General features: G+C 59.7%; 19 protein-coding genes. 3 read left to right on the top strand and 16 right to left on the bottom strand.

Annotation, left to right across the window (positions count from 1 at the left end; all coding sequences use genetic code 11):
• Positions 1 to 114: 114 nt before the first annotated feature.
• From GVK95_RS24100 to GVK95_RS24110, 3 genes are all read left to right on the top strand, one after another.
• Positions 115 to 1,401, top strand: a complete 1,287-nt coding sequence (locus tag GVK95_RS24100) for a DNA polymerase IV (protein ID WP_159953232.1) — start codon at positions 115 to 117, stop codon at positions 1,399 to 1,401.
• Between the two features lie 90 nt (positions 1,402 to 1,491).
• Positions 1,492 to 2,292, top strand: coding sequence for a YoaK family protein (locus tag GVK95_RS24105; RefSeq protein ID WP_159953233.1), 801 nt, complete (start codon positions 1,492 to 1,494; stop codon positions 2,290 to 2,292).
• A 149-nt stretch (positions 2,293 to 2,441) separates the two neighbouring features.
• Positions 2,442 to 3,695 carry a L,D-transpeptidase family protein gene (locus GVK95_RS24110; RefSeq protein ID WP_159953234.1) on the top strand — a complete coding sequence of 418 codons (1,254 nt, stop codon included), beginning with the start codon at positions 2,442 to 2,444 and terminating at the stop codon, positions 3,693 to 3,695.
• 3 nt (positions 3,696 to 3,698) lie between these two features.
• Here GVK95_RS24110 and dnaE read toward each other — a convergent pair whose 3' ends face one another.
• The 16 genes from dnaE to nuoG all read right to left on the bottom strand — a co-directional run bounded on the left by dnaE (position 3,699) and on the right by nuoG (position 24,464).
• Complete coding sequence (gene dnaE / locus GVK95_RS24115) at positions 3,699 to 7,196, bottom strand: DNA polymerase III subunit alpha (RefSeq protein WP_159953235.1); 3,498 nt, start codon at positions 7,194 to 7,196, stop codon at positions 3,699 to 3,701.
• A 330-nt stretch (positions 7,197 to 7,526) separates the two neighbouring features.
• Positions 7,527 to 8,216: an ABC transporter ATP-binding protein gene (locus GVK95_RS24120; protein WP_159953236.1), complete on the bottom strand. Its 690-nt coding sequence runs from the start codon at positions 8,214 to 8,216 to the stop codon at positions 7,527 to 7,529.
• Positions 8,217 to 8,230: 14 nt separating this feature from the next.
• Complete coding sequence (locus GVK95_RS24125; protein WP_159953237.1) at positions 8,231 to 9,538, bottom strand: lipoprotein-releasing ABC transporter permease subunit; 1,308 nt, start codon at positions 9,536 to 9,538, stop codon at positions 8,231 to 8,233.
• A gap of 21 nt (positions 9,539 to 9,559) precedes the next feature.
• Complete coding sequence (gene proS / locus GVK95_RS24130; protein WP_159953238.1) at positions 9,560 to 10,882, bottom strand: proline--tRNA ligase; 1,323 nt, start codon at positions 10,880 to 10,882, stop codon at positions 9,560 to 9,562.
• A 519-nt stretch (positions 10,883 to 11,401) separates the two neighbouring features.
• Positions 11,402 to 11,674 (bottom strand): DUF1467 family protein, encoded by a 273-nt coding sequence (locus tag GVK95_RS24135; RefSeq protein WP_159953239.1) that lies wholly within the window; start codon positions 11,672 to 11,674, stop codon positions 11,402 to 11,404.
• A gap of 126 nt (positions 11,675 to 11,800) precedes the next feature.
• A complete protein-coding gene (gene mce / locus GVK95_RS24140) occupies positions 11,801 to 12,205 on the bottom strand; it encodes a methylmalonyl-CoA epimerase (protein WP_159953240.1) in 405 nt (134 codons plus the stop codon).
• Between the two features lie 59 nt (positions 12,206 to 12,264).
• Positions 12,265 to 13,932: a ribonuclease J gene (locus GVK95_RS24145; RefSeq protein WP_159953241.1), complete on the bottom strand. Its 1,668-nt coding sequence runs from the start codon at positions 13,930 to 13,932 to the stop codon at positions 12,265 to 12,267.
• 19 nt (positions 13,933 to 13,951) lie between these two features.
• The gene (locus GVK95_RS24150) at positions 13,952 to 14,719 is read right to left on the bottom strand and encodes a biotin--[acetyl-CoA-carboxylase] ligase (protein ID WP_159953242.1); all 768 of its coding nucleotides are present in this window, start codon (positions 14,717 to 14,719) and stop codon (positions 13,952 to 13,954) included.
• Positions 14,716 to 16,161, bottom strand: coding sequence for an NADH-quinone oxidoreductase subunit NuoN (nuoN, locus tag GVK95_RS24155; protein ID WP_007599394.1), 1,446 nt, complete (start codon positions 16,159 to 16,161; stop codon positions 14,716 to 14,718). The genes GVK95_RS24150 and nuoN overlap by 4 nt, the downstream gene beginning before the upstream one ends.
• Positions 16,162 to 16,179: 18 nt before the next feature.
• Positions 16,180 to 17,691 (bottom strand): NADH-quinone oxidoreductase subunit M, encoded by a 1,512-nt coding sequence (locus tag GVK95_RS24160; RefSeq protein WP_159953243.1) that lies wholly within the window; start codon positions 17,689 to 17,691, stop codon positions 16,180 to 16,182.
• Positions 17,691 to 19,688: an NADH-quinone oxidoreductase subunit L gene (gene nuoL / locus GVK95_RS24165; protein WP_159953244.1), complete on the bottom strand. Its 1,998-nt coding sequence runs from the start codon at positions 19,686 to 19,688 to the stop codon at positions 17,691 to 17,693. The genes GVK95_RS24160 and nuoL overlap by 1 nt, the downstream gene beginning before the upstream one ends.
• A 7-nt stretch (positions 19,689 to 19,695) precedes the next feature.
• On the bottom strand, positions 19,696 to 20,004 hold the full coding sequence (gene nuoK, locus GVK95_RS24170) for an NADH-quinone oxidoreductase subunit NuoK (RefSeq protein WP_113141000.1): 309 nt from the start codon (positions 20,002 to 20,004) through the stop codon (positions 19,696 to 19,698).
• Between the two features lie 29 nt (positions 20,005 to 20,033).
• Entirely contained in the window at positions 20,034 to 20,648 is a 615-nt protein-coding gene (locus GVK95_RS24175; RefSeq protein ID WP_159953245.1) for an NADH-quinone oxidoreductase subunit J, read from the bottom strand.
• Positions 20,649 to 20,795: 147 nt separating this feature from the next.
• The gene (nuoI, locus tag GVK95_RS24180; RefSeq protein WP_007599695.1) at positions 20,796 to 21,287 is read right to left on the bottom strand and encodes an NADH-quinone oxidoreductase subunit NuoI; all 492 of its coding nucleotides are present in this window, start codon (positions 21,285 to 21,287) and stop codon (positions 20,796 to 20,798) included.
• Positions 21,288 to 21,326: 39 nt separating this feature from the next.
• Positions 21,327 to 22,370 (bottom strand): NADH-quinone oxidoreductase subunit NuoH, encoded by a 1,044-nt coding sequence (nuoH, locus tag GVK95_RS24185; RefSeq protein WP_113140998.1) that lies wholly within the window; start codon positions 22,368 to 22,370, stop codon positions 21,327 to 21,329.
• Between the two features lie 12 nt (positions 22,371 to 22,382).
• A complete protein-coding gene (gene nuoG, locus GVK95_RS24190) occupies positions 22,383 to 24,464 on the bottom strand; it encodes an NADH-quinone oxidoreductase subunit NuoG (protein ID WP_159953246.1) in 2,082 nt (693 codons plus the stop codon).
• Between the last annotated feature and the right edge of the window lie 74 nt (positions 24,465 to 24,538).

The following is a 24,538-nucleotide window of genomic DNA, read 5'->3' on the forward strand; positions in this document are numbered from 1 at the left end:
ACCCACCCGCCCTCAGATGAAAAAGAGAGTGGGCGGCCCAACTTCGGCTCCTGTCATGACTTGTACGGTGCAAAACATCGGCTACTGTGGCGATGTTCAATTTTTGTTCCTGTCATGACCCGTACCGAATCACAGTTTCCGGGCTTTTGCCGCGACTGCCTCAAGGGGCAGCCAGACGGCCGCAAGCGTTGCCACGCCTGCGGGAGCCCGAGGCTTGTCTATCACCCGGAACTCCGCCGCCTGACCCTCGCTCATGTCGACTGCGATGCCTTTTACGCATCGATCGAAAAGCGCGACAATCCGGCGCTGATCGACAAGCCGGTGATCATCGGCGGCGGCAAACGTGGCGTGGTGTCAACCGCCTGTTATGTCGCGCGCATTCATGGCGTACGCTCCGCCATGCCGATGTTCAAGGCGCTGGAGGCCTGCCCGCAAGCCGTCGTGATCCGGCCTGACATGGAAAAATACGTGCGTGTCGGCCGCGCGGTACGGGCACTGATGGAGGAACTGACGCCGCTGGTTCAGCCGATCTCGATCGACGAGGCCTTTCTGGAGCTCAAGGGCACCGAGTTGCTGCATCACGAACCACCGGCCATGGTGCTGGCGCGGTTTGCACGACGGGTCGAGCAGGAAATCGGCATCACCATCTCGGTCGGGCTTTCCTACTGCAAATTTCTCGCCAAGGTGGCCTCCGACCTGCAGAAGCCACGCGGCTTCTCGGTGATCGGCGAAGAAGAAGCCGTTCGGTTTCTGGCGGACAAGCCGGTGACGATGATCTGGGGCGTCGGCAAGGCTTTGGCTTCTACCTTGGCGCAGGACGGCATTCGCAGCATCGGCCAGTTGCAGACCATGGATGAAACAGACCTGATGCGGCGCTACGGCGTCATGGGACAGCGGCTCTCGCGGCTGTCGCGCGGGATCGACGATCGCGAAGTGCATGCCAACGAGGCGGCCAAGAGCGTGTCGGCGGAAACGACGTTTTTCGAGGATATCAGCCGGGCGGACGAGTTGATCAAACATCTGCGGGAACTGTCGGAAAAGGTGGCATGGCGATTGAAACGGAACGGCATCGCCGGTCACACCGTCGTGCTGAAACTGAAGACATCCGACTTCAAGACGCGAACCCGCAACCGCAAGCTGGACGATCCGACGCAACTGGCGGACAGGATTTTCCGCACCGGACTTTCCCTGCTCGAAAAGGAGACCGACGGCACGCGCTTTCGCCTGATCGGCATAGGTGTCAGCGATCTCAAGGACCCCGCAGTCGCCGATCCACCCGACCTGGTCGATGCGCAAGCGTCGCGGCGGGCCGCAGCCGAGGCCGCCATGGACAAATTGCGCGACAAGTTCGGCAAGGGTACCGTGCAGACCGGCTATACCTTTCCCTCCAAACGCTCGTAGAGCGGGTCCGGTGAAGGCGAGAACCGTCGCTGCACTCTAAATTATTGACCTACGCAGTCGCGGACGCAGAAGGCTCCTTAGGACAACGCAATGCATACCGTATCGGAAAGCCAGAAGATGAAGGTGCGCCACCCGCGGCTCGCGCGACGCAAGTCGCTGAGGATCTTTCGCATGGCGGCTTCGCATCGGCGCAACACGCCCAATGACGTCATGCTCAGCATGGTCTTGTCTTTCGTTGCCGGCGCCATCAATGCGGGGGGCTTCCTGGCGATCGGCCAGTACACATCGCATATGACCGGCATCGTTTCGGCCATCGCGGACAATCTGGCGCTCGGGCTCGTCGGGCTCGCAGGTATCGGTCTTGCTGCACTCGTTTTCTTCACGACCGGCGCTGCCTGCTCGGCAATCCTGATCAACTGGGCACGGCGTCATCGGCGACACCAGCAATATGCCTATCCGCTGGCGCTGGAATCCGGTTTGCTGATTGTTTTCGGCGCCATCGGCGCCTTTCTGCCGCATGCGCCGATCATGGCGATTTCGACCGGGCCGTTGCTCTGTTTCATCATGGGCCTGCAGAACGCCACCATCACCAAGATTTCCAGTGCTCGCATCCGCACAACCCATCTGACCGGCATGGTCACCGATATCGGTATCGAACTTGGCAAGCTCGGCTATCGTCGGGTGGCGCGCCTGGCACACCATGCTCCGCTGACCGCCGACGGGAAAAAGCTCGGGGTACTGCTGCCCATCGTCGCGATGTTCTTTCTCGGCGGTCTCGTCGGCGCACTGGGCTTCAAGCATCTGGGCTATGGCTTTTCCCTGCCGCTTGCAGCGCTGCTGCTGGCGCTGGCCTCGCCGCAGCTGCGACCACGCTTGGCGCGCTCGGCTTGAGACGAAGGGTGACATCCACCCTGTGAATATCGCAGTGAAAGACTTCACAGTCTCGTGTTTGTGCCAATCGGGTGGTCCAGACAAAACCTTTCTTAAACTTCGCGCCCTAGGATCGGCGCCATCCAGTATTGCGTATCAATGGTCGGTCCATGTTCCAGCGTTTTGCCCTCGCCTTCGGTCTCTGCCTTGCCGCCAGCACGGCACTTGTCTCGCCAAGTCATGCCAATGGCCCGGGACCGCTGCAGATCTATGTTTCCAAGACAGATCAGACGCTGACCGTCTATGACGGTAACCAGATCGTGGCGACGTCCAAGGTTTCGACCGGAAAGGCCGGGCACACCACGCCATCGGGCGTATTCTCGATCCTGGAAAAGCGAAAGTATCACGAATCCAATCTCTATTCGAACGCACCGATGCCGTTCATGCAGCGCCTGACCTGGTCCGGCATCGCCTTGCACGAAGGCAAGGTGCCGAATTATCCGGCCTCGCATGGCTGCGTGCGGTTGCCGAACGGATTTGCCAAATCACTGTTTTCCATGACTGAACGTGGCGCACATGTAATCATCACCGATGATCCGGTGACGCCGCGCACGCTCTCCCATGCGACACTCTTTGTACCGCGCATCCCGGTCGAGGACGGCCAGTTGCTCTCGGATGTTCAACTGCGTCCGACGACCATCGACGCCTCGCTAAAGCCGGTCGAAGTGGCGATGAACCAGTTGCCTCCCAAAGCCGGCGCTTCGGCCTCGCTGGTTCTCGAGGACGAAGAGCCGGCACTGAGAATTCTGATTACCCGTCGTAGCCAGCGCGAACAGATACTTGATGTCCAGCACCTGCTGGCCGATCTCGGCTTCGATATCGGCATTCCAGACGGACTGATGGGCTCAAAGACCATCGCAGCGATCAAGGGCTACAAACGTTGGAAGTCGATCGAGAAGGATGGTGCCATCCTGTCGCAAATCTTCCTCGAGGCACTCTACACGTCCACCGGCAAAGGCACGCCGCCAGCCGGCCAGATCATGATCCGGCAGCAATTCAAGCCGCTGTTCGAGGCACCGATTTCGATTGAAAGCCCGGAGCTTGCGCTTGGCACACATTTCATCGAGGCGACCTCGGTCGATCGCTACAAGGGCAAGGCCGAATGGCGCTCGGTCACGCTGGAAAACCACCTGTCGAAGCCCGCCATGAAGCGGCTCGGCATTGTCACGCCGGCTGACGATCCGGCGGTGTTCACCGCCGAAGCGGCGCTTGCCCGGATCGATTTTCCCGGCGACATCCGTGCCAAGATCGAGACCATGCTCAGCGAGGGTACCTCGATCACGATCTCTGACATCGGCCTCGGCACGGAGACCGGCGACGGAACGGATTTCATCACCGTAACACGACCGGCTCCCCGAAGCTGATCGTCAACTCACCAATTCGACATCGAGCACACCGGGCGTCGAGCGCATGGCAGCGGCAATCTCCGGCGAAATGCGGAACTTCTCCGTCAACTCGACCTCAATTTCGCGCTTGCCGTCATCCTTGATGACGATGAACGAGACGAGGCCGTCTCCGCGGGCGTTCAGATGAGCTGCAACGGCGCGCAACGGCCCTGAATCACGAACATAGACGCGCATCGCTTTCTGCATGCGGATCGACTGCTCCTCCAGCGACTGCGCCGTCTGAATGCGCAGACCTATGCCTTCCGGTCGTTCTTCGGCTGCGACCAAGATGACCAGGGATTTGCCGGATTCCAGCAGATCGCGATACTGATTGAGGCCTTCGGAAAATAGCACCGCTTCATATTGGCCCGAGGCATCAGAGAATGTGACAATGCCCATCTTGTTGCCGGTGCGGGTCTTGCGCTCCTGGCGGGAAATCACGGTTCCGGCCAGCCGTCCGGCGGTCGCCCCCTGTTTTACCGCAACGGAGAAATCGGCAAAATTCTGCACGCGCAGCTTGTCGAGCAACGAGCGGTAGGCATCGAGCGGGTGTGCCGAGAGATAAAAGCCGAGCACCTGGAACTCGCGCATCAGTTTTTCGGAGGAGAGGTAAGGCGTGTAAGGCGCAAAGGCGATGCGTTCCGGACCGCTTGCACCACCAGAGCCGAACATATCCGACTGGCCGCTGACGGCATTTTCCTGGGCGCGTTGAGCATACCCCATGATCCGGTCAAGGCTGCCGCTCATCTCGGCGCGGTCATGGCCGAAACAATCGAAGGCACCGGCGGAAATCAGGCTTTCGAAGACGCGGCGATTGACCTGTTTGGGATCGATGCGCAGGCAGAAATCCTCGATATCGGCAAACGGCGTTTCACCCCTGACCTGCACGATGTGATCGACCGCTGCTTCGCCGACGCCCTTGATCGCAGCGAGCGCGTAGAAGATCCTGTTCGGGCCGGTCTGGAAATGGCGAAACGAGGTCTGCACCGACGGCGGCACGACCTCGATGCCGAGGCGACCGGCATCCTGGCGGAAATCAACCAGCTTTTCGGTGTTCGACATATCGAGCGTCATCGACGCCGCAAGAAACTCGACCGGGTAATGCGCCTTCATGAAGGCGGTCTGGTAGGAGACGATGGCGTAGGCTGCGGCGTGGCTCTTGTTGAAGCCGTAATTGGCGAACTTGGCCAGCAGTTCGAAGATGTTGCTTGCCTGCGGTTTGGAGACACCGTTCTTCATCGCGCCATCGACGAAACGGGCGCTCTGCTGGTCCATCTCCGCCTTGATCTTCTTGCCCATGGCGCGGCGCAGAAGATCGGCCTCGCCGAGCGAATAGCCCGACAGGACCTGGGCGATCTGCATGACCTGCTCCTGGTAGACGATAACGCCTTGCGTTTCCTTCAGCAGATAATCGATCGACGGATGGACAGATTCGATTTCCTCTTCGCCGTGCTTGCGGGCGTTGTAGGTCGGAATGTTTTCCATCGGACCGGGGCGATAAAGCGCCACCAGTGCGATGATGTCCTCGATGCAGTCGGGCCGCATGCCGATCAGCGCCTTGCGCATGCCGGCACTTTCCACCTGGAACACGCCGACCGTTTCACCACGCGACAGCATTTCGTAGGTTGGCTGGTCATCGAGCGGGATTGCCGCCAGATCGACCTTGTGGCCGCGCTGCTCGACGACGAAATCGACCGCGGTCTTCAACACGGTCAGCGTCTTCAGGCCGAGAAAGTCGAACTTGACCAGGCCTGCCTGCTCCACCCATTTCATGTTGAACTGGGTGACCGGCATGTCCGAGCGCGGATCGCGATACATCGGCACGAGCTTCGACAGCGGCCGGTCGCCGATGACGATGCCGGCGGCATGGGTCGAGGCGTGGCGATACAGGCCCTCGATCTTCTGGGCGATATCGAGCAGTCGACCGACGACCGGTTCCTTGTCGATCTCCTCCTGAAATTTCGGTTCTTCCTCGATCGCCTTCGACAAAGGCGTCGGATTGGCCGGGTTGTTAGGCACCAGCTTGCAGATACGGTCGACCTGGCCATAGGGCATTTCGAGAACACGACCGACATCGCGCAAGGCCGCACGGGCCTGTAGCGAACCGAAGGTGATGATCTGCGCCACCTGTTCGCGGCCGTATTTCTGCTGGACGTAGCGAATGACCTCTTCGCGCCGATCCTGGCAGAAGTCGATGTCGAAGTCGGGCATCGAGACGCGATCCGGGTTGAGGAAGCGTTCGAACAGCAGGGAGAAGCGCAGCGGATCGACATCGGTAATGGTCAGCGCATAGGCGACCAGCGAGCCCGCACCCGAACCACGACCGGGGCCGACCGGAATGTCATGCTGCTTGGCCCATTTGATGAAGTCGGCAACGATCAGGAAGTAGCCGGGGAACTTCATCCGCTCGATGACCGAGAGCTCGAAATCGAGCCGTTCGCGATATTCGTTTTCCTCGTAGCCTTTGGCCATGCCGAGCGTTGCCAGACGCATGTCGAGCCCTTCGACCGCTTGCCGCCTCAGTTCCCGCGCCTCTTCGCGCTCGGCCTCCAGCGGATCATCGCTACCACTGGTGAACCGCGGCAGAATCGGCTTGCGTGTGTCGAGGATGAAGGAGCAGCGGCGGGCGATCTCGATCGTATTGTCGAGCGCTTCCGGCAAATCCGAAAACAACTCAACCATTTCGCCACGGCTCTTCAGATAATGATCCGGGGTCAGACGAAACCGGTTGTCATCCGAGACGATCGCGTTGTGGGCCACCGCCATCAGCGCATCATGGGCATCGTAGTCGGCCCGCGACGGGAAGAAGGCCTCGTTGGTCGCAACAAGAGGCAGATCATGATCATAGGCGAGTTGCACCATGCGCCGCTCATGGCTGCGGTCGTAATTGCCATGGCGCTGAAGCTCGACATAGAGCCGGTCACCAAACAACGCTTTCAGCGCCAGAAGCCGGCTCTCGGCCTGCGCCTTGTGGCCGTCCTTCAGCATCAGGTCGACAGGCCCGTCGGATGCACCGGTCAGCGCGATCAGACCCTCGGTGCCGGCCTCTTCGAGCCACGACATCTTTACATGCACCGCATGACCCGCATCGCCACCAAGATAGGCGCGACTGACGATATCAACCAGACGTTCATAGCCGGCCGGATTGGCAGCCAGAACGACGATCGACGGCAATTTCGCCACATGGCCATTGCGCTTTTCGCCGGACGAATCCTCCATCTCGATCGACAACTGGCAGCCGATGATCGGCTGGACGCCATCACCGAGCGCCTTCTGGGAGAATTCAAGCGCAACGAAGAGATTGTTGGTGTCGGTGATCGCGATCGCGGGCTGGCTGTCGGAGACCGCCTTGCCCAGGATCTTTTTCAGCGGCAGAGCGCCTTCCAGAAGCGAAAAGGCCGAATGCACGCGAAGATGCACAAAACCCGGGCTTCCACCCAACCGATCGGAAGTTTCCTTGCCGCCGTTTGCTTCGCCCATCGGGTCCATCCTCACGCATTTTGAATCGGCGCAATTTTCAACGTTCGAAGATGCGAAGTCCAGCGGAGTTTGATCCGGCAAAGCCTCTCTCTACAGCTTTGCCGGAAGAGTGCTTCAGAGTGCCAGCATGATCAGCGACATGCTGCCTACAAACATAGCAAGGGAGGCGAATGCAGCAACGTCACGAAGTATCTCGGTCATGTCTGTCTCCTGTCTCTTTATGTTTTTATTTTGTTCTCATTACGTTCTATTGTCAACCAAAAAAAAGCCCGAGGAAGAACGGAACAAAAATTCCATTCCGCCACGGGCTTTTCCCGGTTCAAGGCTGCGTCAGGGGTGAAACTCGACGATCTTGCCATCGACCAGCGTCACGCAGCGATCCATTCGTCGCGCGATCTCGTGATTGTGCGTCGCGATCATCGCCGACAGGCCCGATTGGCGCACGAGCGCTTCCAGCGCAGAGAACACATAGGCGGCGGTTTCCGGATCGAGATTGCCGGTCGGTTCGTCGGCGAGAAGCACCGATGGCGCATTGGCGACCGCGCGCGCAATCGCCACACGCTGCTGCTCACCACCGGACAATTCAGCCGGACGATGTTCCGCCCGCGGACCGATGCGCATGTAGTCGAGAAGCTGCTTGCCGCGCTCCTTCGCCTCGGCCTGACTGAGGCCGGCGATCAGTTGCGGCATCATCACGTTCTCAAGGGCGGTAAACTCCGGCAGCAGATGATGAAACTGATAAACGAAACCGACGGAATTGCGCCTTATCGTCGTGCGCTGTTCGTCGCCGAGATCCTGACAGGCAATACCGCCGACGGTCACTTCGCCGGCATCTGGATGCTCGAGCAGACCGGCGATATGGAGAAGTGTCGATTTCCCCGTGCCGGAAGGCGCGACAAGTGCCACGGTCTCGCCGGTGCGCAGGGTGAAATCGGCACCTTTCAGGATGGAAAGCACGGTTTCGCCCTGACCATAGTGGCGGTCGATGCCGGCAAGCGAAAGAACAACGTCGTTGGCCATCGGGTTCGGCATCCTTATTCGTAGCGCAATGCCTGCACCGGATCGAGGCGCGAGGCCCGCCAGGCAGGGAAAATGGTCGCCATGAAGGACAGGCTGAGCGCCATCACCACCACGGAAATCGTCTCGCCGACATTCATGTCCGCCGGCAACTGGCTGAGGAAATAGAGTTCGGGATCGAACAGGACCGTGCCCGAGACCCAGGAGAAGAAGTTTCGGATCGATTCAATGTTCAGACAGACCACGACACCGAGAAGAACACCGGCAAAGGTGCCGGTCGTGCCGATCGCAGCCCCGGTCATGAAGAAGATCCGCATGATCGATCCGGAGGTCGCCCCCATGGTGCGCAGGATGGCGATGTCGCTCGCCTTGTCCTTGACCAGCATGATCAGGCCGGAAATGATGTTCAGTGCCGCAACAAGAACGATCAGCGTCAGGATCATGAACATGACGTTGCGCTCGACTTGCAGCGCCGAGAAGAAGGTCTGGTTGCGCTGGCGCCAGTCAGTGATGAAGATCTGGCGGCCGGCAGCCTGCTCGATCAACGGTCTGAGGTCATCCACAGCATCCGGATCGGCAATGAACAGCTCGATCGACTGGACGATGCCTTCGACGTTGAAATAGAGCTGCGCTTCCTCGAGCGGCATATAGATGATCGAGGCATCATATTCCGACATGCCGATCTCAAAAATGCCAGACACCGGGTAGGACTTGACCCGCGGGTTGACACCCATCGGGGTCACGTCGCCTTCAGGCGAAACGAGCGTAATCGTGTCGCCGGCGCTCAGGCCCAACTGGGCCGCCATGCGCGAGCCGATCAGCACGCCCTGCCCGGCGGTGAAGCCGACCATGTCGCCAGAGCGGATATTGCTGGAAACCACGGTGAGCTTGGCGAGGTCATCAGGACGGATGCCGCGAACCAGCGCGCCGGTTCCGGCCCCTTCCCGTCCCGAGGCCAATGTCTGGCCTTCGACAAGCGGCAAAGCCATGGTCACGCCCGCAACCGCCGAAAAGCGGCTGGCGAGATCGGCATAGTCGTTCAGCGGCTGATCGATCGGTTGCACGATCATATGGCCGTTGATGCCGAGAATGCGCGAGACCAGTTCGGTGCGGAAACCGTTCATCACTGCCATCACGATGATCAGTGTCGCCACGCCGAGCATGATGCCGACGAAGGAAAAGCCGGCGATCACCGAAATGAACGCCTCCTTGCGCCTCGCTCTCAGGTAGCGCCAGGCGACCATGCGTTCAAAGGCGGAAAAAGCCCGTGCGGCGGTGCCCTTTTGGGCTTTGCCCGTCTCGTTGCCAGCGGCTTTGCTCGCCATGGTGTCTCCCTGCTTTCGCCCTTAGGCAGTCAGCTTGTTGATCGCCGCTTCGATCGTCATCGTTTCGCGCGCACCGGTCTTGCGGTCCTTGAGCTCGATTTCGCCTGCGGCGACCGAACGAGGACCGGCAATGATCTGCACCGGCACGCCTATGAGGTCGGCGGTGGCAAACTTGGTGCCGGCGCGATCATCGGTGTCGTCGAGCAGAACGTCCTTGCCGGCCTTGAGCAGGGCGGCGTAGAGCGTCTCACAGGCGGCGTCGCAAGCCTCATCGCCTGCCTTCATGTTGATCACGGCAGCATCAAACGGCGCGACGGATGCCGGCCAGATGATTCCGTTGTCGTCATGCGAGGCTTCGATGATGGCGGGAACAAGGCGTGACGGACCAATGCCATAGGAACCCATGTGGACAAGGTGTTCCTTACCGTCCGGACCCTGAACCTTGGCGCCCATCGGCTCGGAATATTTCGTGCCGAAATAGAAGATGTGACCAACTTCGATGCCGCGGGCAGACAGACGATCGCTGTCGGGGATGGCGTTGAAAGCCGCCTCGTCGTGCATTTCCGAGGTTGCGGCATAGACCGAGGTCCACTTGTCGAAGATCGCCTGCAGGCCGGCGACATCGTCGAAATCGGTGTCTTCCGGCGGAATGTCGAAATCGACGAAAGCCTTGTGCGAAAAGACTTCCGACTCGCCGGTCTCGGCCAGAATGATGAATTCATGGCTGTGATTGCCGCCGATCGGGCCGGTGTCGGCGCGCATCGGGATGGCGCGCATGCCAAGACGGGCAAAAGTGCGCAGATAGGCGGCAAACATCTTGTTGTAGGAATGGATCGCGTCGGCCTGGGTCAGGTCGAAGGAGTAGGCGTCCTTCATCAGGAATTCGCGCGAGCGCATCGTGCCGAAACGCGGGCGGATCTCGTCGCGGAACTTCAGCTGGATATGATAGAGGTTGAGCGGCAGGCTCTTGTAGGACTTGACCGACGAGCGGAAAATGTCGGTGATCATTTCCTCGTTGGTCGGGCCATACAGCATCGGACGGTCCTGACGGTCCTTGATGCGCAGCATTTCCTTGCCGTAGTCCTCGTAGCGACCGCTTTCCTGCCAGAGCTCGGCCGACTGCAGGGTCGGCATAGACAGCTCGATGGCGCCGGCGCGGTTCTGCTCTTCCCGAATGATCTTGTTGACCTTGTCGAGCACACGCTTGCCAAGCGGTAGCCAGGAATAGATCCCCTGGCTCTGCTGGCGGATCATACCGGCACGCAGCATCAGGCGGTGGGAGACGATTTCGGCTTCCTTCGGGTTTTCCTTCAGGATCGGCATGAAATAGCGCGACAGACGCATAACAATTTCCAGCTGGTTGAAGATCCCGGCCAAATGGCGGAATCAGCGATTGAAATGGGATATCCGGATGCGTTCATAGCTGTTTCGGCATCCGATGAAAACCCGCAAGCGATATCGTGCGACTTCGCCCACAAGCGGTTGCTCCAGCCATTGCTGCGCCTCGGAACATCCCGCAAATCATGGAGTTTTGTGGCGGCTGTGCGACATTTAAGGCCAACGCGATTTTTTTCGGTGACTGTAGCATTTATGCAAATTTTAGGGGTGACAACGTCCACAGATTGGGCTAGTTTCAGCCCATAAAAGAGGCAGGGAGTTCAAATTCTTGCCATTGTCGCGGTAAAGTCTTGGGAGGATCAGATCTTAGGCGCGCTTGTCGCAGCCCCTTTATTGGTGAAGGATCACGCGATTATTAGAACAAGGTCTTCACAGACCTTGTTTTTTTTTGCCCTGTCGAAAGGACAAAAAAAGAGCGGCCAAAGCCGCCCGCTCTCCGATATTCCTGCGCTGAAAGCCTGACTTCTACTTCTGGAATTCCGGAAGAATACGCGGCAAGTCGTTGACGCTGATGCCGAAATAGGCGCTCGCCACATACCAGCCACCATAGATCAGCGCGGAAACCACCGTCGTCGTCATCATCACCCGGAAGGCGCGAAACTTCGTCGGCGCGCTGGCGACGGTGCCAAGCACCACATCGTGATCTTCATCCTGGGTCCGAAGGCCAATCGGCAGGACGACAAACAGCGTCAGCCACCAAATGACGAAATAAACCGCCAGCGCTGAAATGATGGCCATATGTCTGTTCTCCGCTTGCCGCGCCTGCGGCTCCTATTGCGTGGTGCTGCCAAGATCCGTCCGGTACTCGCACCGCTGGTTGCTATAGTCCCCAAGCGCCGGTGACACAAAGGACAAAGCGACGCATCAGACCTGTTCGAGTTCGATCAAGGTACCGAAGAAGTCCTTGGGGTGGAGAAAAAGAACCGGCTTCCCATGCGCGCCGGTCTTCGGTTCGCCCGAACCCAGAACGCGTGCTCCAGCTTCGGTCAACTGATCGCGCGCGGCAAGGATATCGTCCACTTCGTAGCAGATATGGTGCATGCCGCCGCCGGGATTCTTGGCGAGAAACGCGGCGATCGGGGACTCTGTACCAAGCGGCGCGAGCAATTCCACCTTCGTATTGGGCAATTCGACGAACACCACCGTCACACCATGCTCCGGCAAGGCCTGTGCCTGGGATACTTTCGCGCCCAGCGTGTCGCGATAGCCGGCCGTTGCACTGGCAAGGTCGGGAACGGCGATGGCAATGTGATTGACACGACCCAGCATGCTGCTTCTCCTCGAAAAACGATGCGGGGACACTAATGCGGCTGTCCCCGCCCCGTCCCTCAGACTTTGGTCAGGAAGACAGTGACAATCGGCTTCTTGCCCCAGGCCTCGTTGGCGGCCGAGCGCACAGCGCGCCGGACCGCTTCGCGGACCATTTCGAGTTCCTTGCGGCGGGTGCGTGGAATGCTTTCGACGGCGCCGAGCACGGCGTCATAGAGCGTATCCTCCATGTCCTCGCCCTCGATGTCGAGTTCCGGAAGGCCGTAAGCCACGACATCCGGATCGCCGACGAAATCGAAACGGCTATCGAGAAGAACGTTCACCGAGACATGACCGGCATAGGACAGCCGCTTGCGATCGGCGATGCCCATTTCTTCGAGATCGCCAACCAGCTTGCCGTCCTTGTAGACGCGGCCGACCGGCGCCTTGCCGATCACTTCGACGGCACCCGGCGCAAGACGCAGGATGTCGCCATTGCGGACCTTCGGAACAGTCTCGATACCCGCCTGAAGCGCGAGCTCGCCCTGGGCGACCAGATGTGCTGCTTCACCGTGAACCGGCACAAGAACCTTCGGTCTGGTCCATTCATACATCTTCAACAGCTCATTGCGGCGGGGGTGGCCCGACACATGCACCAGCGCCTCGCTGTCGGTGACGATATGCACGCCCTGCTCGACGAGACCATTCTTGATGTCCTGAATGGCTTTCTCGTTACCGGGAATGGCGCGGGACGAAAAGACGACCGTATCGCCGGCAGCAAGGGCGACATTGCGCATTTCATCGCGCGACAGCTTGGCCAGTGCGGCGCGGGACTCGCCCTGGCTGCCGGTCAGGATGACGACGACCTTGTCGCGCGGGATGAAACCGAATTCATCCTCGGCGATGAACGGACGCAGTCCCTCCATGATGCCGACATCGTGGGCGACGGCGGTCACACGCTTCAGCGAACTGCCAAGCAGCAGCACTTCGCGACCGGCGGCTTCTGCTGCCTGGGCGATCGAGCGGATACGACCGACATTCGACGAAAACGTGGTGATGGCGACGCGACCTTCGGCCGCCTCGATGATCTTGCGCAATCCTTCGGAGACTTCTTCCTCGGACGGCGACACGCCATCGCGCATGGCATTGGTCGAGTCACACATGACGGCGAGCACGCCTTCATCGCCGACCGCGCGGAAGCGCTGCTCGTCGGTGATCGGACCAAGCGAAGGATTGTGGTCGATCTTCCAGTCACCGGTATGGACCAGATTGCCGAGCGGCGTGCGGATAACCAGCGACATCGGCTCAGGGATAGAGTGATTTACACCGATCGCCTCGATCGAAAAGGGCCCGACATTGATCGTGTCTCCGGCCTTGAAGGGCGTGATTGGTATCTCGGCGCGGCTGCCTTCGTAGGCGCGCTTGGCTTCGAGCATGCCTGCGGTGAAGCCCGAGGCATAGACCGGCACATTCAGACCCGGCCACAAATCGTTCAAGGCGCCATAATGGTCCTCGTGAGCATGGGTGATGATGATGGCCTTGAGGTTCTTCTTCTGCTTTTCGATGAAGCTGATATCGGGAAAAACCAGATCGACGCCGGGAAGATCGGGGCCGGCAAAGGTCACGCCGCAATCGACCATAATCCATTGGCGGTTTGCGGCCGGGCCGTAGCCGTAAAGCGCGAGGTTCATGCCGATTTCACCCACGCCGCCAAGCGGCAGGAAAACCAGTTCGTCGTTGTTAGCCATTCTTTTTCCTGATCCAGTTTTACCCGAAAAACACATCACCTGCGGCGATGGTCATGGTTCCATCTGCGCCGCGGTCGAGCAATAGCACTCCCTTATCATCGATTCCGGCAAAGATCCCGGGAATCGAGCGATCGGGCAGATTGACAGTTATTTTCTCGCCAAGCCCACACGCGACCGCGCGCCAGCGCTTGACGATTGCAGCGATACCCCTGCCCTGATCCCAGATCGAGATCGCATCGGCCATCTCAGCGAACAGTCGCGCAAACACTTCTTCCGGCGAAATCGACACGCCTTCGTCGGCAAGCGAGGTCACCGGATAGAGCGCATGGTCGGGACGCGCAACAATATTGATGCCGATGCCGATCACCAATGCGGTGCGTCCATCAGAAAGCTTCTCCGCTTCCATGAGGATGCCGGATGTCTTGCGACGGCCGATCAGCACATCGTTCGGCCATTTGATTTCGACAGCAGCGCTGCCAAGAGGCATGACCGCGCGAATGGATGCATGTACGGCAGTGGCAACGGCGAGCGGCAAGGATGACAGATCTTCCATCGGCGCCGGATCGATCAGGAGCAGGGACGCATAGAGATTGCCCCGCTCCGAGACCCAGGTGCGGCCCCGCCGACCTCGGCCTCCACTCTGGGATTTCGCCGTAACCCAGAGAAAACCAGAATCGCCCGCGCGAGCGCGGGCGAGACATTCAACATTGGTGGACGAGACCTCGTCCAGCGATTCGTGCCGGAAGTCGTCGATCGACAACCGGCGGCCTCTGCCGACGCCTGTCAATTAAACAGCGTCTTTGCCGCCGCTTCGGCGGCCGTGCCGAGCGGACCACCGAAGACGACGTAACCGACAACAAACAGACCTGAGAGGCCGAAGACCAGCCGCAGTTCGCCAGCCGTGCGGGCAAACTCGCCCTTGGCTTCATCGAACCACATAACCTTGACGATGCGCAGATAGTAGAAGGCGCCGATGACCGATGCCAGAACACCAATGATCGCCAGAGCATAAAGCTTGGCTTCGATGGCCGCGACAAAGACGAAGTACTTGGCGAAGAAGCCTGCCAGCGGCGGAATGCCGGCCAGCGAGAACATCAGCGCGGTCAGGACGAATGCCATGAACGGACGCGTGGTCGAAAGGCCGGCGAGATCGTCGATGTTTTCGACATTGCCGCCTTCCTTCTGGCGCATCGCCATGATGCAGGCGAAGGTGCCAAGCGTCATGACGAGGTAGATCGCCATATAGAGCAAGACGCCGGACACGCCGCCTGCTGTACCGGCAGCCAGACCAACCAGCGCATAACCCATGTGGCCGATCGACGAATAGGCCATCAGGCGCTTGATATTGCGCTGGCCGATGGCCGCCACCGAACCTAGAACCATCGACGCGATCGAAATGAACACGACGATCTGCTGCCACTCGGCGAAGATCGGCAGGAATGCGTCGATGACGATACGCACGAAGATCGCCATGGCACCGATTTTCGGTGCGGCTGCCAGAAAGGCAGTGACCGGGGTCGGCGCGCCTTCGTAGACGTCCGGCGTCCACATATGGAAGGGAACGGCGGAGATCTTGAACGCCAGGCCGGCCATAATGAAGACCAGACCGAAAATCAGACCGAGCTGCGGCTCACCTGCCGACAGGACGGCCGCAATTTCGTCGAAGCCGGTATTGCCGGTGAAGCCGTAGACCAGCGACATGCCGTAGAGCAGCATGCCCGACGACAGTGCGCCGAGAACGAAATACTTGAGGCCAGCTTCGGTAGAGCGCAGGCTGTCGCGATTGATTGCAGCAACGACGTAGAGCGCCAACGACTGAAGCTCAAGCGCCAGGTAGACCGAGATCAGGTCGTTGGCGGAGATCATCAGCATGATGCCGAGCGTCGCCAGAACCAGCAGGACCGGGAATTCGAACTTGTCGAGGTGGTCGTTCTTGGCATGGCCGACAGCCATGATCATGGCGGTGATCGAGCCGATCAGAGCCAGGATCTTCATGAAGCGCGCAAAGCCATCGGCGATATAGGCGCCGTTGAAGGCTTCGCCCTCGCCCGAGAACCAGATGACGCAGACGCCGGCTGCCAGCAACAGCGCGACGGCGAGGCCCGTGACGGTACCGGTCGCCCGATCGCCCGAAAACACGCCAATCATGAGCAACGCAAGCGCGCCGACGGCGAGGATCAGTTCCGGCGTGACCAGATGCAGGCTTGCGATGAGAGTTTCAACGGTCATATCCAAAGGATCCTGTCGTCAGTTCGCAGTCAGCGCCAGGGACTGGGCTGCTTGCAAGGCTGCGGAATAGTTGTTCACCAGATGGTCAACGGAGGCGGCGGTCACATCCATGATCGGGGCCGGATAGACGCCGAAGAAGATGGTCAGCGCGATCAGCGGGTAGAGAATGAGCTTCTCACGGCCAGACAGATCGAGCATCGCCTTGACGCTTTCCTTCTCCAGCGCACCGAAAACGACGCGGCGATAGAGCCAGAGCGAATAGCCAGCCGAGAGAATGACGCCGGTGGCGGCAAACAGCGCGACCCAGGTATTGGCGCGGAAGACGCCGATCAGGGTGAGGAATTCGCCGACGAAGCCAGACGTGCCCGGAAGGCCGACATTGGCCATGGTAAAGACCATGAAGGCAACGGCATATTTCGGCATGTTGGTGGCGAGGCCGCCATAGGCGGTGATCTCGCGTGTGTGCAGGCGGTCATAGATGACGCCAACGCAGAAGAAGAGTGCGGCGGAGACGAAGCCGTGGCTGATCATCTGGAAGATCGCACCCTGGATGCCCTGCGCGTTGGCGGCAAAGGTGCCCATGGTAACGTAACCCATATGGGCGACGGACGAATAGGCGATGACCTTCTTCATGTCATCCTGCATCATCGCCACCAGCGAGGTATAGATGATCGCGATGACCGACAGCGTGAAGACCAGCGGGGCGAAATAGTCGGAGGCCAGCGGGAACATCGGCACCGAGAAGCGCAGCAGGCCGTAGCCGCCGAGCTTCAGCAGGATACCGGCCAGGATCATCGAACCGGCGGTCGGCGCCTGGACGTGGGCATCGGGAAGCCAGGTATGAACCGGCCACATCGGCATCTTCACCGCGAACGAGGCGAAGAAGGCCAGCCATAGCCACGTCTGCATCTGCGGCGGGAAGTCATGGGCAAGCAACTGCGAAATGTCGGTCGTGCCGGCATCCCAATACATCGCCATGATCGCGAGCAGCATCAGCACCGAGCCGAGCAGCGTATAGAGGAAGAACTTGTAGGACGCGTAGACGCGGTCCTTGCCGCCCCAGACGCCGATGATGATGAACATCGGGATCAGGCCTGCTTCGAAGAAGACATAAAAGAGTACAATGTCGAGCGACACGAAGACGCCGATCATCAGCGTTTCGAGCAGCAGGAAGGCAATCATGTATTCCTTGAGGCGCTTCTGGACCGAATTCCAGCTCGCCAGGATGCAGAACGGCATCAAGAGCGTCGTCAGGACGACGAAGAGCATCGAGATGCCGTCGACGCCGACATGATAGGAGATACCGGTGCCAAGCCAGTCGTGCTTCTCGACCATCTGGAAGCCGGTATTGGCATTGTCGAAGCCGATCCAGATGAACAGCGAAACGACAAAGGTGAAGACCGTCGTCAGCAGCGAGACATTGAGAATGTTGCGACGACCGAGGGAAGTGTCACCGCGGGTGAGCAGCAGCAATGCCACGCCAACCAGCGGCAGAAAGGTGACCGTCGAGAGAATTGGCCAGTCGGTCATCAGAAGGAACTCCCGAGCATCATCCAGGTAATAAGGGCCGCGACACCGATCAGCATCGCGAAGGCATAATGATAGAGGTAGCCAGACTGCAGACGGACGACCTTCTGGGTCAGGCCGGCAACCGAGGCGGCAACGCCGTTCGGGCCGTAAGCGTCGATGGTGGCAACGTCACCCTTCTTCCACAGGAAGCGGCCGAGCGCCTTGGACGAGCGGACGAACAGGAAGTCATAGAGTTCGTCGAAGTACCACTTGTTGAGCAGGAACTGGTAGAGCATCCACTGCTGCTCGGCGAGCTTCTTCGGTGCCGACGGGTTCTTGATATACATGTACCAGGCCGTGACGAAGCCGAGGAGCATCGCAACAAACGGGCTGAGGGCAACCCATGCCGGGACGTGATGGAACTCATCCACCAGTTCGTTTTCCGGCAGCGTGAACAGCGCGCCCTTCCAGAAGTCGGCATAGTGATGACCGAAGAAATAGCCTTCGAACACGACACCGGCGAAGATCGCACCAATGGCGAGCAGGACCAGCGGCAGAAGCATCACAGTCGGCGATTCATGCACGTGATGCATGACGTCAGCCGATGCACGCGGCTTGCCGAAGAAGGTCATGAACATCAGGCGCCACGAGTAGAAGCTGGTGAACAGAGCGGCGATCACCAGCATGGCGAATGCGAAGCCCGCGATCGGCGAATGCGATGCATAGGTCGCTTCGATGATGACGTCCTTGGAGAAGAAGCCGGCAAAACCGATCGGCGTGAAGGGAATGCCGACGCCGGTAATGGCGAGTGTGCCCAACAGCATCATGGCAAAGGTGACTTTGATATGTGGACGCAGGCCACCCATGTAGCGCATGTCCTGTTCGCCATCGACGGCATGGATGACCGAGCCGGCGCATAGGAACAACAGCGCCTTGAAGAAGGCGTGGGTGAACAGGTGGAAAACGGCAGCGCCATAGGCACCGACGCCGAGGGCCACGAACATGTAGCCGAGCTGCGAGCAGGTCGAATAGGCGATAACGCGCTTGATGTCGTTCTGCACCAGACCGACGGTCGCTGCAAAGAATGCGGTGATCGCACCGACCAGCGTGACAACGGTCAGCGCATCCGGAGACAGTTCGAACAACGGCGACATGCGGGCGACGAGGAAGACGCCGGCGGTGACCATGGTCGCGGCATGGATCAGCGCCGAAACCGGGGTCGGGCCTTCCATGGCGTCCGGCAGCCAAGTGTGGAGCAGGAACTGCGCCGACTTGCCCATCGCACCCATGAACAGCAGCAGGCAGGCACCCGTCAGGGCGTGGCTGCGGTCCAGTTGCATGCCGAAGAGGTTCATCACCACTTCCGGAGAACCAGCGCCTTCGGTCGGCAGATAGGTCTGGGCTGCGGCAAAGATCGTTTCGAAATTGATCGAGCCGAACATGACGAAGACACAGCCGATGCCAAGGATGAAGCCGAAGTCGCCGACGCGGTTGACGATGAAGGCCTTCATGGCGGCAGCCGAAGCGGACGGCTTCTTGAACCAGAAGCCGATCAACAGATAGGACGCCAGGCCCACGCCTTCCCAGCCGAAGAACATCTGCAGCAGGTTGTCGGAGGTGACCAGCATCAACATCGCGAAGGTGAACAGCGACAGATAGGCGAAGAAACGCGGACGATGCGGATCGTGATGCATGTAGCCGATCGAATAGACATGAACCAGGGTCGAAACCGAGTTCACGACGATCAGCATCACGGCCGTCAGCGTGTCGACGCGCAGCGCCCATTCGACATCGATGCCGCCGGACTGGATCCAGCGCAGGACCGGAACCTTGATGACTTCGTGGGCTTCGTGGCTCATCGCCACGTTGAAGAAGACGATCCAGGACAGGATCGCGACAATGATCATCAATCCTGTGGTGACATATTCCGATGCCTTGGCGCCAATCTGGCGACCGAACAGGCCGGCAATCAGCGCACCGATCAATGGAAGAAAGACGATAGCCTTGTAGATGAGCATAGCCGTATCAGCCCTTCATCACGTTGACGTCTTCGACGGCGATCGAGCCGCGATTACGATAGAAGACCACGAGGATCGCGAGGCCGATCGCGGCTTCAGCCGCTGCCACCGTCAGGATGAACAGCGCGAAGACCTGGCCGACGATGTCGCCGAGGAAGGCAGAGAAGGCCACCATGTTGAGGTTGACGGCCAGAAGGATGAGTTCGACCGACATCAGAATAATGATGACGTTCTTGCGGTTCAGGAAGATGCCGAAGACCCCGAGGGTAAAGAGAATGGCACTGACCGTCAGGTAGTGGGAAAGACCGATTTCCATGATTTACGTTCCTTGACCTCGTGCTCGGCTCAGACGCCCTGGCCCGGCTTGACCTTGACCACCTTGACGGCGGTCTCGGGCGAGCGGGCAACCTGGCGGGAAATATCCTGCCGCTTGATGTTTTCGCGGTGACGCAGGGTCAGGACGATTGCCCCGATCATCGCCACCAGCAGCACCAGGCCGGCGATCTGGAAATAGAAGATGTAATTTGTGTAGAGCACGTCGCCGAGCGCCTGGGTGTTCTGACGTTCCGACAGAGCCGGGATCGGCAGCGCGATTGCACTCTTGGCCGCCGGGCTGATGACGCTGCCGCCGATCACGAAGACCAGCTGGGCTGCGACGATCAGACCGATCAGCGACGCCATCGGCGCATATTTCGCAGCACCCGCACGCAGCTCGGTGAAATCGATGTCGAGCATCATGACGACAAACAGGAAGAGAACCGCCACGGCGCCGACATAAACGACGAGGAGGATCATCGCCAGGAATTCAGCGCCCGTCAGCAGGAACAGACCCGCAGCATTGACGAAGGTGAGAATGAGGAACAGGACCGAATGGACCGGATTCCGAGCCGATATCACCATGAAGGCCGAAGCCACGGCGACAATGGCGAAGAGATAGAAAAAGAGAGCCTGAAGACCCATGTTGGTGCCTTTTCATCTTCCCCCGGACGAGGGCCCTGCCCCGCCGCCCGATAAGACATGACCGATATCCCCACCGGCATGCCCGTTACAAACATAAATGCTCTGGCGGGGCCTTAAACCTCGCCCGAGCGACTTGATCCCTTAGGATCAGCGATACGGCGCGTCGAGCGCCAGGTTGCGCGCGATTTCGCGTTCCCAGCGGTCGCCGTTGTCCAGAAGCCGCGCCTTGTCGAAATAGAGTTCCTCGCGGGTCTCGGTGGCGAACTCGAAGTTCGGACCTTCGACAATCGCGTCGACCGGGCAGGCTTCCTGGCAGAAACCACAATAGATGCACTTCACCATGTCGATGTCATAACGCACCGTGCGGCGGGTGCCGTCGTTGCGGCGCGGACCGGCCTCGATGGTGATGGCCTGGGCAGGACAGATCGCCTCGCACAGCTTGCAGGCGATGCAGCGTTCTTCACCGTTGGGATAACGGCGCAACGCATGCTCGCCGCGGAAGCGCGGAGAGATCGGCCCCTTTTCGAAGGGGTAATTGATCGTCGCCTTCTGCCGGAAGAAGTAACGCATCGAGAGGAAAAACGCCCCGACGAATTCCTTCAGGAAAAGTGCGTTGATAGCCTGTGAAAGAGCAGCCATCCTAATCTCCTAATCAGCCGAGTTTCCGGGTGGACATGATCATGCCCAACCCATCAGCTTCAGCACGAATGCAACGATGACGACCATGGCGAGCGAGAGCGGCAGGAAAACCTTCCAGCCCAGGCGCATCAACTGGTCGTAGCGGTAACGCGGAACGAAGGCTTTCACCATGGCGAACATGAAGAAGACCATGGATGCCTTGAGCACGAACCAGATGATACCGGGAACCCAATTCAGGAACCAGACGTCGACCGGCGGCAACCAGCCCCCAAGGAAGAGGATCGTGGTCAGCGAGCACATCAGCACGATGGCTGCGTATTCGCCGAGCATGAACATCATGTAGGGGGTCGAGCCGTATTCGACCATGAAGCCGGCGACGAGTTCGGATTCGGCTTCGGGAAGGTCGAAAGGCGGACGGTTGGTTTCAGCCAGCGCCGAGATGAAGAAGATCACGAACATCGGAAACAGCGACAGCCAATGCCAGTCGAGGAAGGATGCCGGCAGTCCCATCATCGTACCGAGGCCATCATGCTGCGCCATGACGATATCGGTGAGGTTCAGCGAACCGACGCAGAGCAGAACGGTGACGATGACAAAGCCGATCGACACTTCGTAGGAGACCATCTGGGCCGCAGAACGCAGCGCACCGAGGAACGGGTATTTCGAGTTCGAGGCCCAGCCACCCATGATGATGCCGTAGACTTCGAGCGACGAGATGGCGAAGACGTAGAGAATGCCGACATTGATGTTGGCGATTACCCAGCCATCGGCAACCGGCACGACCGCCCAGGTGGCGAGCGCCAGTGTCACCGCAACGAGGGGCGCCAGAAGGAAGACGCCCTTGTTGGCGCCGGCCGGAATGACCGGTTCCTTGAAAACGAACTTCAGAAGGTCGGCGAAGGACTGGAAGAGACCCCAGGGGCCGACGACGTTCGGGCCGCGACGCAGCTGAACGGCCGCCCAGATCTTGCGGTCTGCGAGAAGGATATAGGCGATGAAAACGAGCAGGCAGACCAGAAGCAGAAGCGACTGACCGATCATGATGGCCGCCGGCCACACATATGTGGAAACGAAATTATCCATGGTCCCCTGCCCTTACTCTGCCGCAGCCTTGAAATTGTTGCGGGCCAATGCCGAGCACTCGGCCATGACGGCCGAAGCGCGCGCGATCGGGTTCGTCAAATAGAAGTCTTTGATCGGCGACGCAAACACAGACTTGCCCATCTTCCCGGCTTTTTTCGCCAGTGCAGCAATATCGGCCGAAGAGCTCGGCGCGACTTCGTCGATCGCAGCGAAATGCGGGTAGGCTTCATAGAGCTTCACGCGCAGTTGCGACAGCGAATCGAATGGCAGCTTCTTGCCGAGAACGTCGGAAAGCGCCCGCAGGACGGCCCAGTCTTCGCGTGCCTCGCCCGGTGCGAAGCCTGCGCGGTTGCCAATCTGGACGCGGCCTTCGGTATTGACCCAGGTGCCGGACTTTTCGGTGTAGGTCGCGCCCGGCAGGATGATATCTGCATGGTGCGCACCGTTGTCGCCGTGGCTGCCGATATAGACGACGCATTTCGCGGTCTTGGTCGAGAAGTCGAGTTCGTCGGCGCCGAGCAGGAAGACGACATCGAGCGAAGACAGCATGTTGCCGGCGGCAACAGCGCCCTCACCCGGCACGAAGCCGAGGTCGAGGCCACCGACGCGGGCCGCTGCCGTGTGCAGAACGGAGAAACCATTCCACTCGTCGGTCAGCGCGCCAACGACATTGGCAAGCTTGGCTGCATTGGCGAGAACGGCAGCCCCTTCGGCACCGACCAATGCGCCCTGGCCGATGATGATCAGCGGGTTCTTCGCAGCGGTGAGCTTTTCGACAAAGCTGTTCTTGCCGGAGACAAGTTCGGCCAGCGTCTCGGTGCCTGCACCGAGATATTCGTACGGATAGCGCAGATCACCGGCTTCACCGATCACAGCGATCGGCAGGCCGCCGCGGCGCCAGCGCTTGCGGATACGGGCGTTGAGCACGGAGGCTTCATAGCGCGGATTGGCACCGATGATCAGAATGGCATCGGCGGCTTCGATGCCTTCGATGCTGGAATTGAAGATGTAGCTGGAACGGCCGCGCGACGGATCGAGTGCCGTCCCATCCTGGCGACAGTCGGTATTGGCCGATCCGAGCGAGGCAAGCAGCGACTTCAGCGCAAACATTTCTTCAACGGAAGCTAGGTCGCCGGCGACAGCGCCGATCTTGTCGGCAGTCGTGGCAGCTACAGCCGACTTGACCGCAGCAAAGGCTTCCGCCCAGCTTGCCGGCTGCAGACGACCATCCTTCTTCACGTAAGGACGGTCGAGACGCTGGGTCTTCAGGCCATCCCAGATGAAGCGGCTCTTATCGGAGATCCACTCTTCGTTGACCTGCTCGTTGATGCGCGGCATGACACGCATGACTTCACGGCCACGGGTATCGACGCGGATGGCCGAACCGAGCGCGTCCATCACGTCGATCGACTCGGTCTTGCCGAGTTCCCACGGACGGGCGGTGAAGGCGAAGGGCTTGGAGGTCAGCGCGCCGACCGGGCACAGGTCAACGACATTGCCCTGCAGCTCAGACGTCATCGCCTGCTCGAGATAAGTGGTAATTTCAGCGTCTTCGCCGCGACCGATCAGGCCGAGTTCGGCAATGCCGGCTACTTCTGTGGTGAAGCGGACGCAACGCGTGCAGTGAATGCAGCGGTTCATCACGGTCTTGACCAGCGGGCCGATATACTTGTCTTCGACGGCACGCTTGTTTTCGGTGTAGCGCGAACTATCGATACCAAATGCCATGGCCTGGTCCTGCAGGTCGCATTCGCCACCCTGGTCACAGATCGGGCAATCCAGCGGATGGTTGATCAGCAGGAATTCCATCACGCCTTCGCGGGCCTTCTTGACCATCGGCGTGTTGGTGAAGACTTCCGCCAGCTCGCCGTTCGGGCCACCCCGGATGTCGCGCACGCCCATGGCGCAGGAGGCTGCCGGCTTCGGCGGTCCACCCTTCACCTCGACAAGGCACATCCGGCAATTGCCGGCGACCGACAGCCGTTCATGGAAACAAAAGCGCGGGACTTCCGCGCCAGCTTCCTCACACGCCTGCAACAGCGTGAAATGATCCGGAACCTCGATCTCTTTGCCGTCGATCTTCAGCTTTGCCATATTCGCCTTCCTGCCTCACGCGCACCGCGCACTTTGCCGGAGTTTTCGCTCCGACTGGCTCAGCGCCGATCCGC

Source organism: Rhizobium sp. 18065 (assembly GCF_902706095.1).
Taxonomy (GTDB): domain Bacteria; phylum Pseudomonadota; class Alphaproteobacteria; order Rhizobiales; family Rhizobiaceae; genus Allorhizobium.

Excerpts from the sequence above, each read along its gene's own strand:
- nuoH (WP_113140998.1), bottom strand. The coding sequence starts at position 22,370 with ATGGATAATTTCGTTTCCACATATGTGTGGCCGGCGGCCATCATGATC.
- nuoN (WP_007599394.1), bottom strand. The coding sequence starts at position 16,161 with ATGACCGTTGAAACTCTCATCGCAAGCCTGCATCTGGTCACGCCGGAA.
- nuoL (WP_159953244.1), bottom strand. The coding sequence starts at position 19,688 with ATGCTCATCTACAAGGCTATCGTCTTTCTTCCATTGATCGGTGCGCTG.
- GVK95_RS24100 (WP_159953232.1), top strand. The coding sequence starts at position 115 with ATGACCCGTACCGAATCACAGTTTCCGGGCTTTTGCCGCGACTGCCTC.
- GVK95_RS24160 (WP_159953243.1), bottom strand. The coding sequence starts at position 17,691 with ATGACCGACTGGCCAATTCTCTCGACGGTCACCTTTCTGCCGCTGGTT.
- GVK95_RS24125 (WP_159953237.1), bottom strand. The coding sequence starts at position 9,538 with ATGGCGAGCAAAGCCGCTGGCAACGAGACGGGCAAAGCCCAAAAGGGC.
- proS (WP_159953238.1), bottom strand. The coding sequence starts at position 10,882 with ATGCGTCTGTCGCGCTATTTCATGCCGATCCTGAAGGAAAACCCGAAG.
- nuoG (WP_159953246.1), bottom strand. The coding sequence starts at position 24,464 with ATGGCAAAGCTGAAGATCGACGGCAAAGAGATCGAGGTTCCGGATCAT.
- dnaE (WP_159953235.1), bottom strand. The coding sequence starts at position 7,196 with ATGGGCGAAGCAAACGGCGGCAAGGAAACTTCCGATCGGTTGGGTGGA.
- GVK95_RS24135 (WP_159953239.1), bottom strand. The coding sequence starts at position 11,674 with ATGGCCATCATTTCAGCGCTGGCGGTTTATTTCGTCATTTGGTGGCTG.
- nuoI (WP_007599695.1), bottom strand. The coding sequence starts at position 21,287 with ATGGCTGCTCTTTCACAGGCTATCAACGCACTTTTCCTGAAGGAATTC.
- mce (WP_159953240.1), bottom strand. The coding sequence starts at position 12,205 with ATGCTGGGTCGTGTCAATCACATTGCCATCGCCGTTCCCGACCTTGCC.
- nuoK (WP_113141000.1), bottom strand. The coding sequence starts at position 20,004 with ATGGAAATCGGTCTTTCCCACTACCTGACGGTCAGTGCCATTCTCTTT.
- GVK95_RS24145 (WP_159953241.1), bottom strand. The coding sequence starts at position 13,932 with ATGGCTAACAACGACGAACTGGTTTTCCTGCCGCTTGGCGGCGTGGGT.
- GVK95_RS24120 (WP_159953236.1), bottom strand. The coding sequence starts at position 8,216 with ATGGCCAACGACGTTGTTCTTTCGCTTGCCGGCATCGACCGCCACTAT.
- GVK95_RS24105 (WP_159953233.1), top strand. The coding sequence starts at position 1,492 with ATGCATACCGTATCGGAAAGCCAGAAGATGAAGGTGCGCCACCCGCGG.
- GVK95_RS24110 (WP_159953234.1), top strand. The coding sequence starts at position 2,442 with ATGTTCCAGCGTTTTGCCCTCGCCTTCGGTCTCTGCCTTGCCGCCAGC.
- GVK95_RS24175 (WP_159953245.1), bottom strand. The coding sequence starts at position 20,648 with ATGGGTCTTCAGGCTCTCTTTTTCTATCTCTTCGCCATTGTCGCCGTG.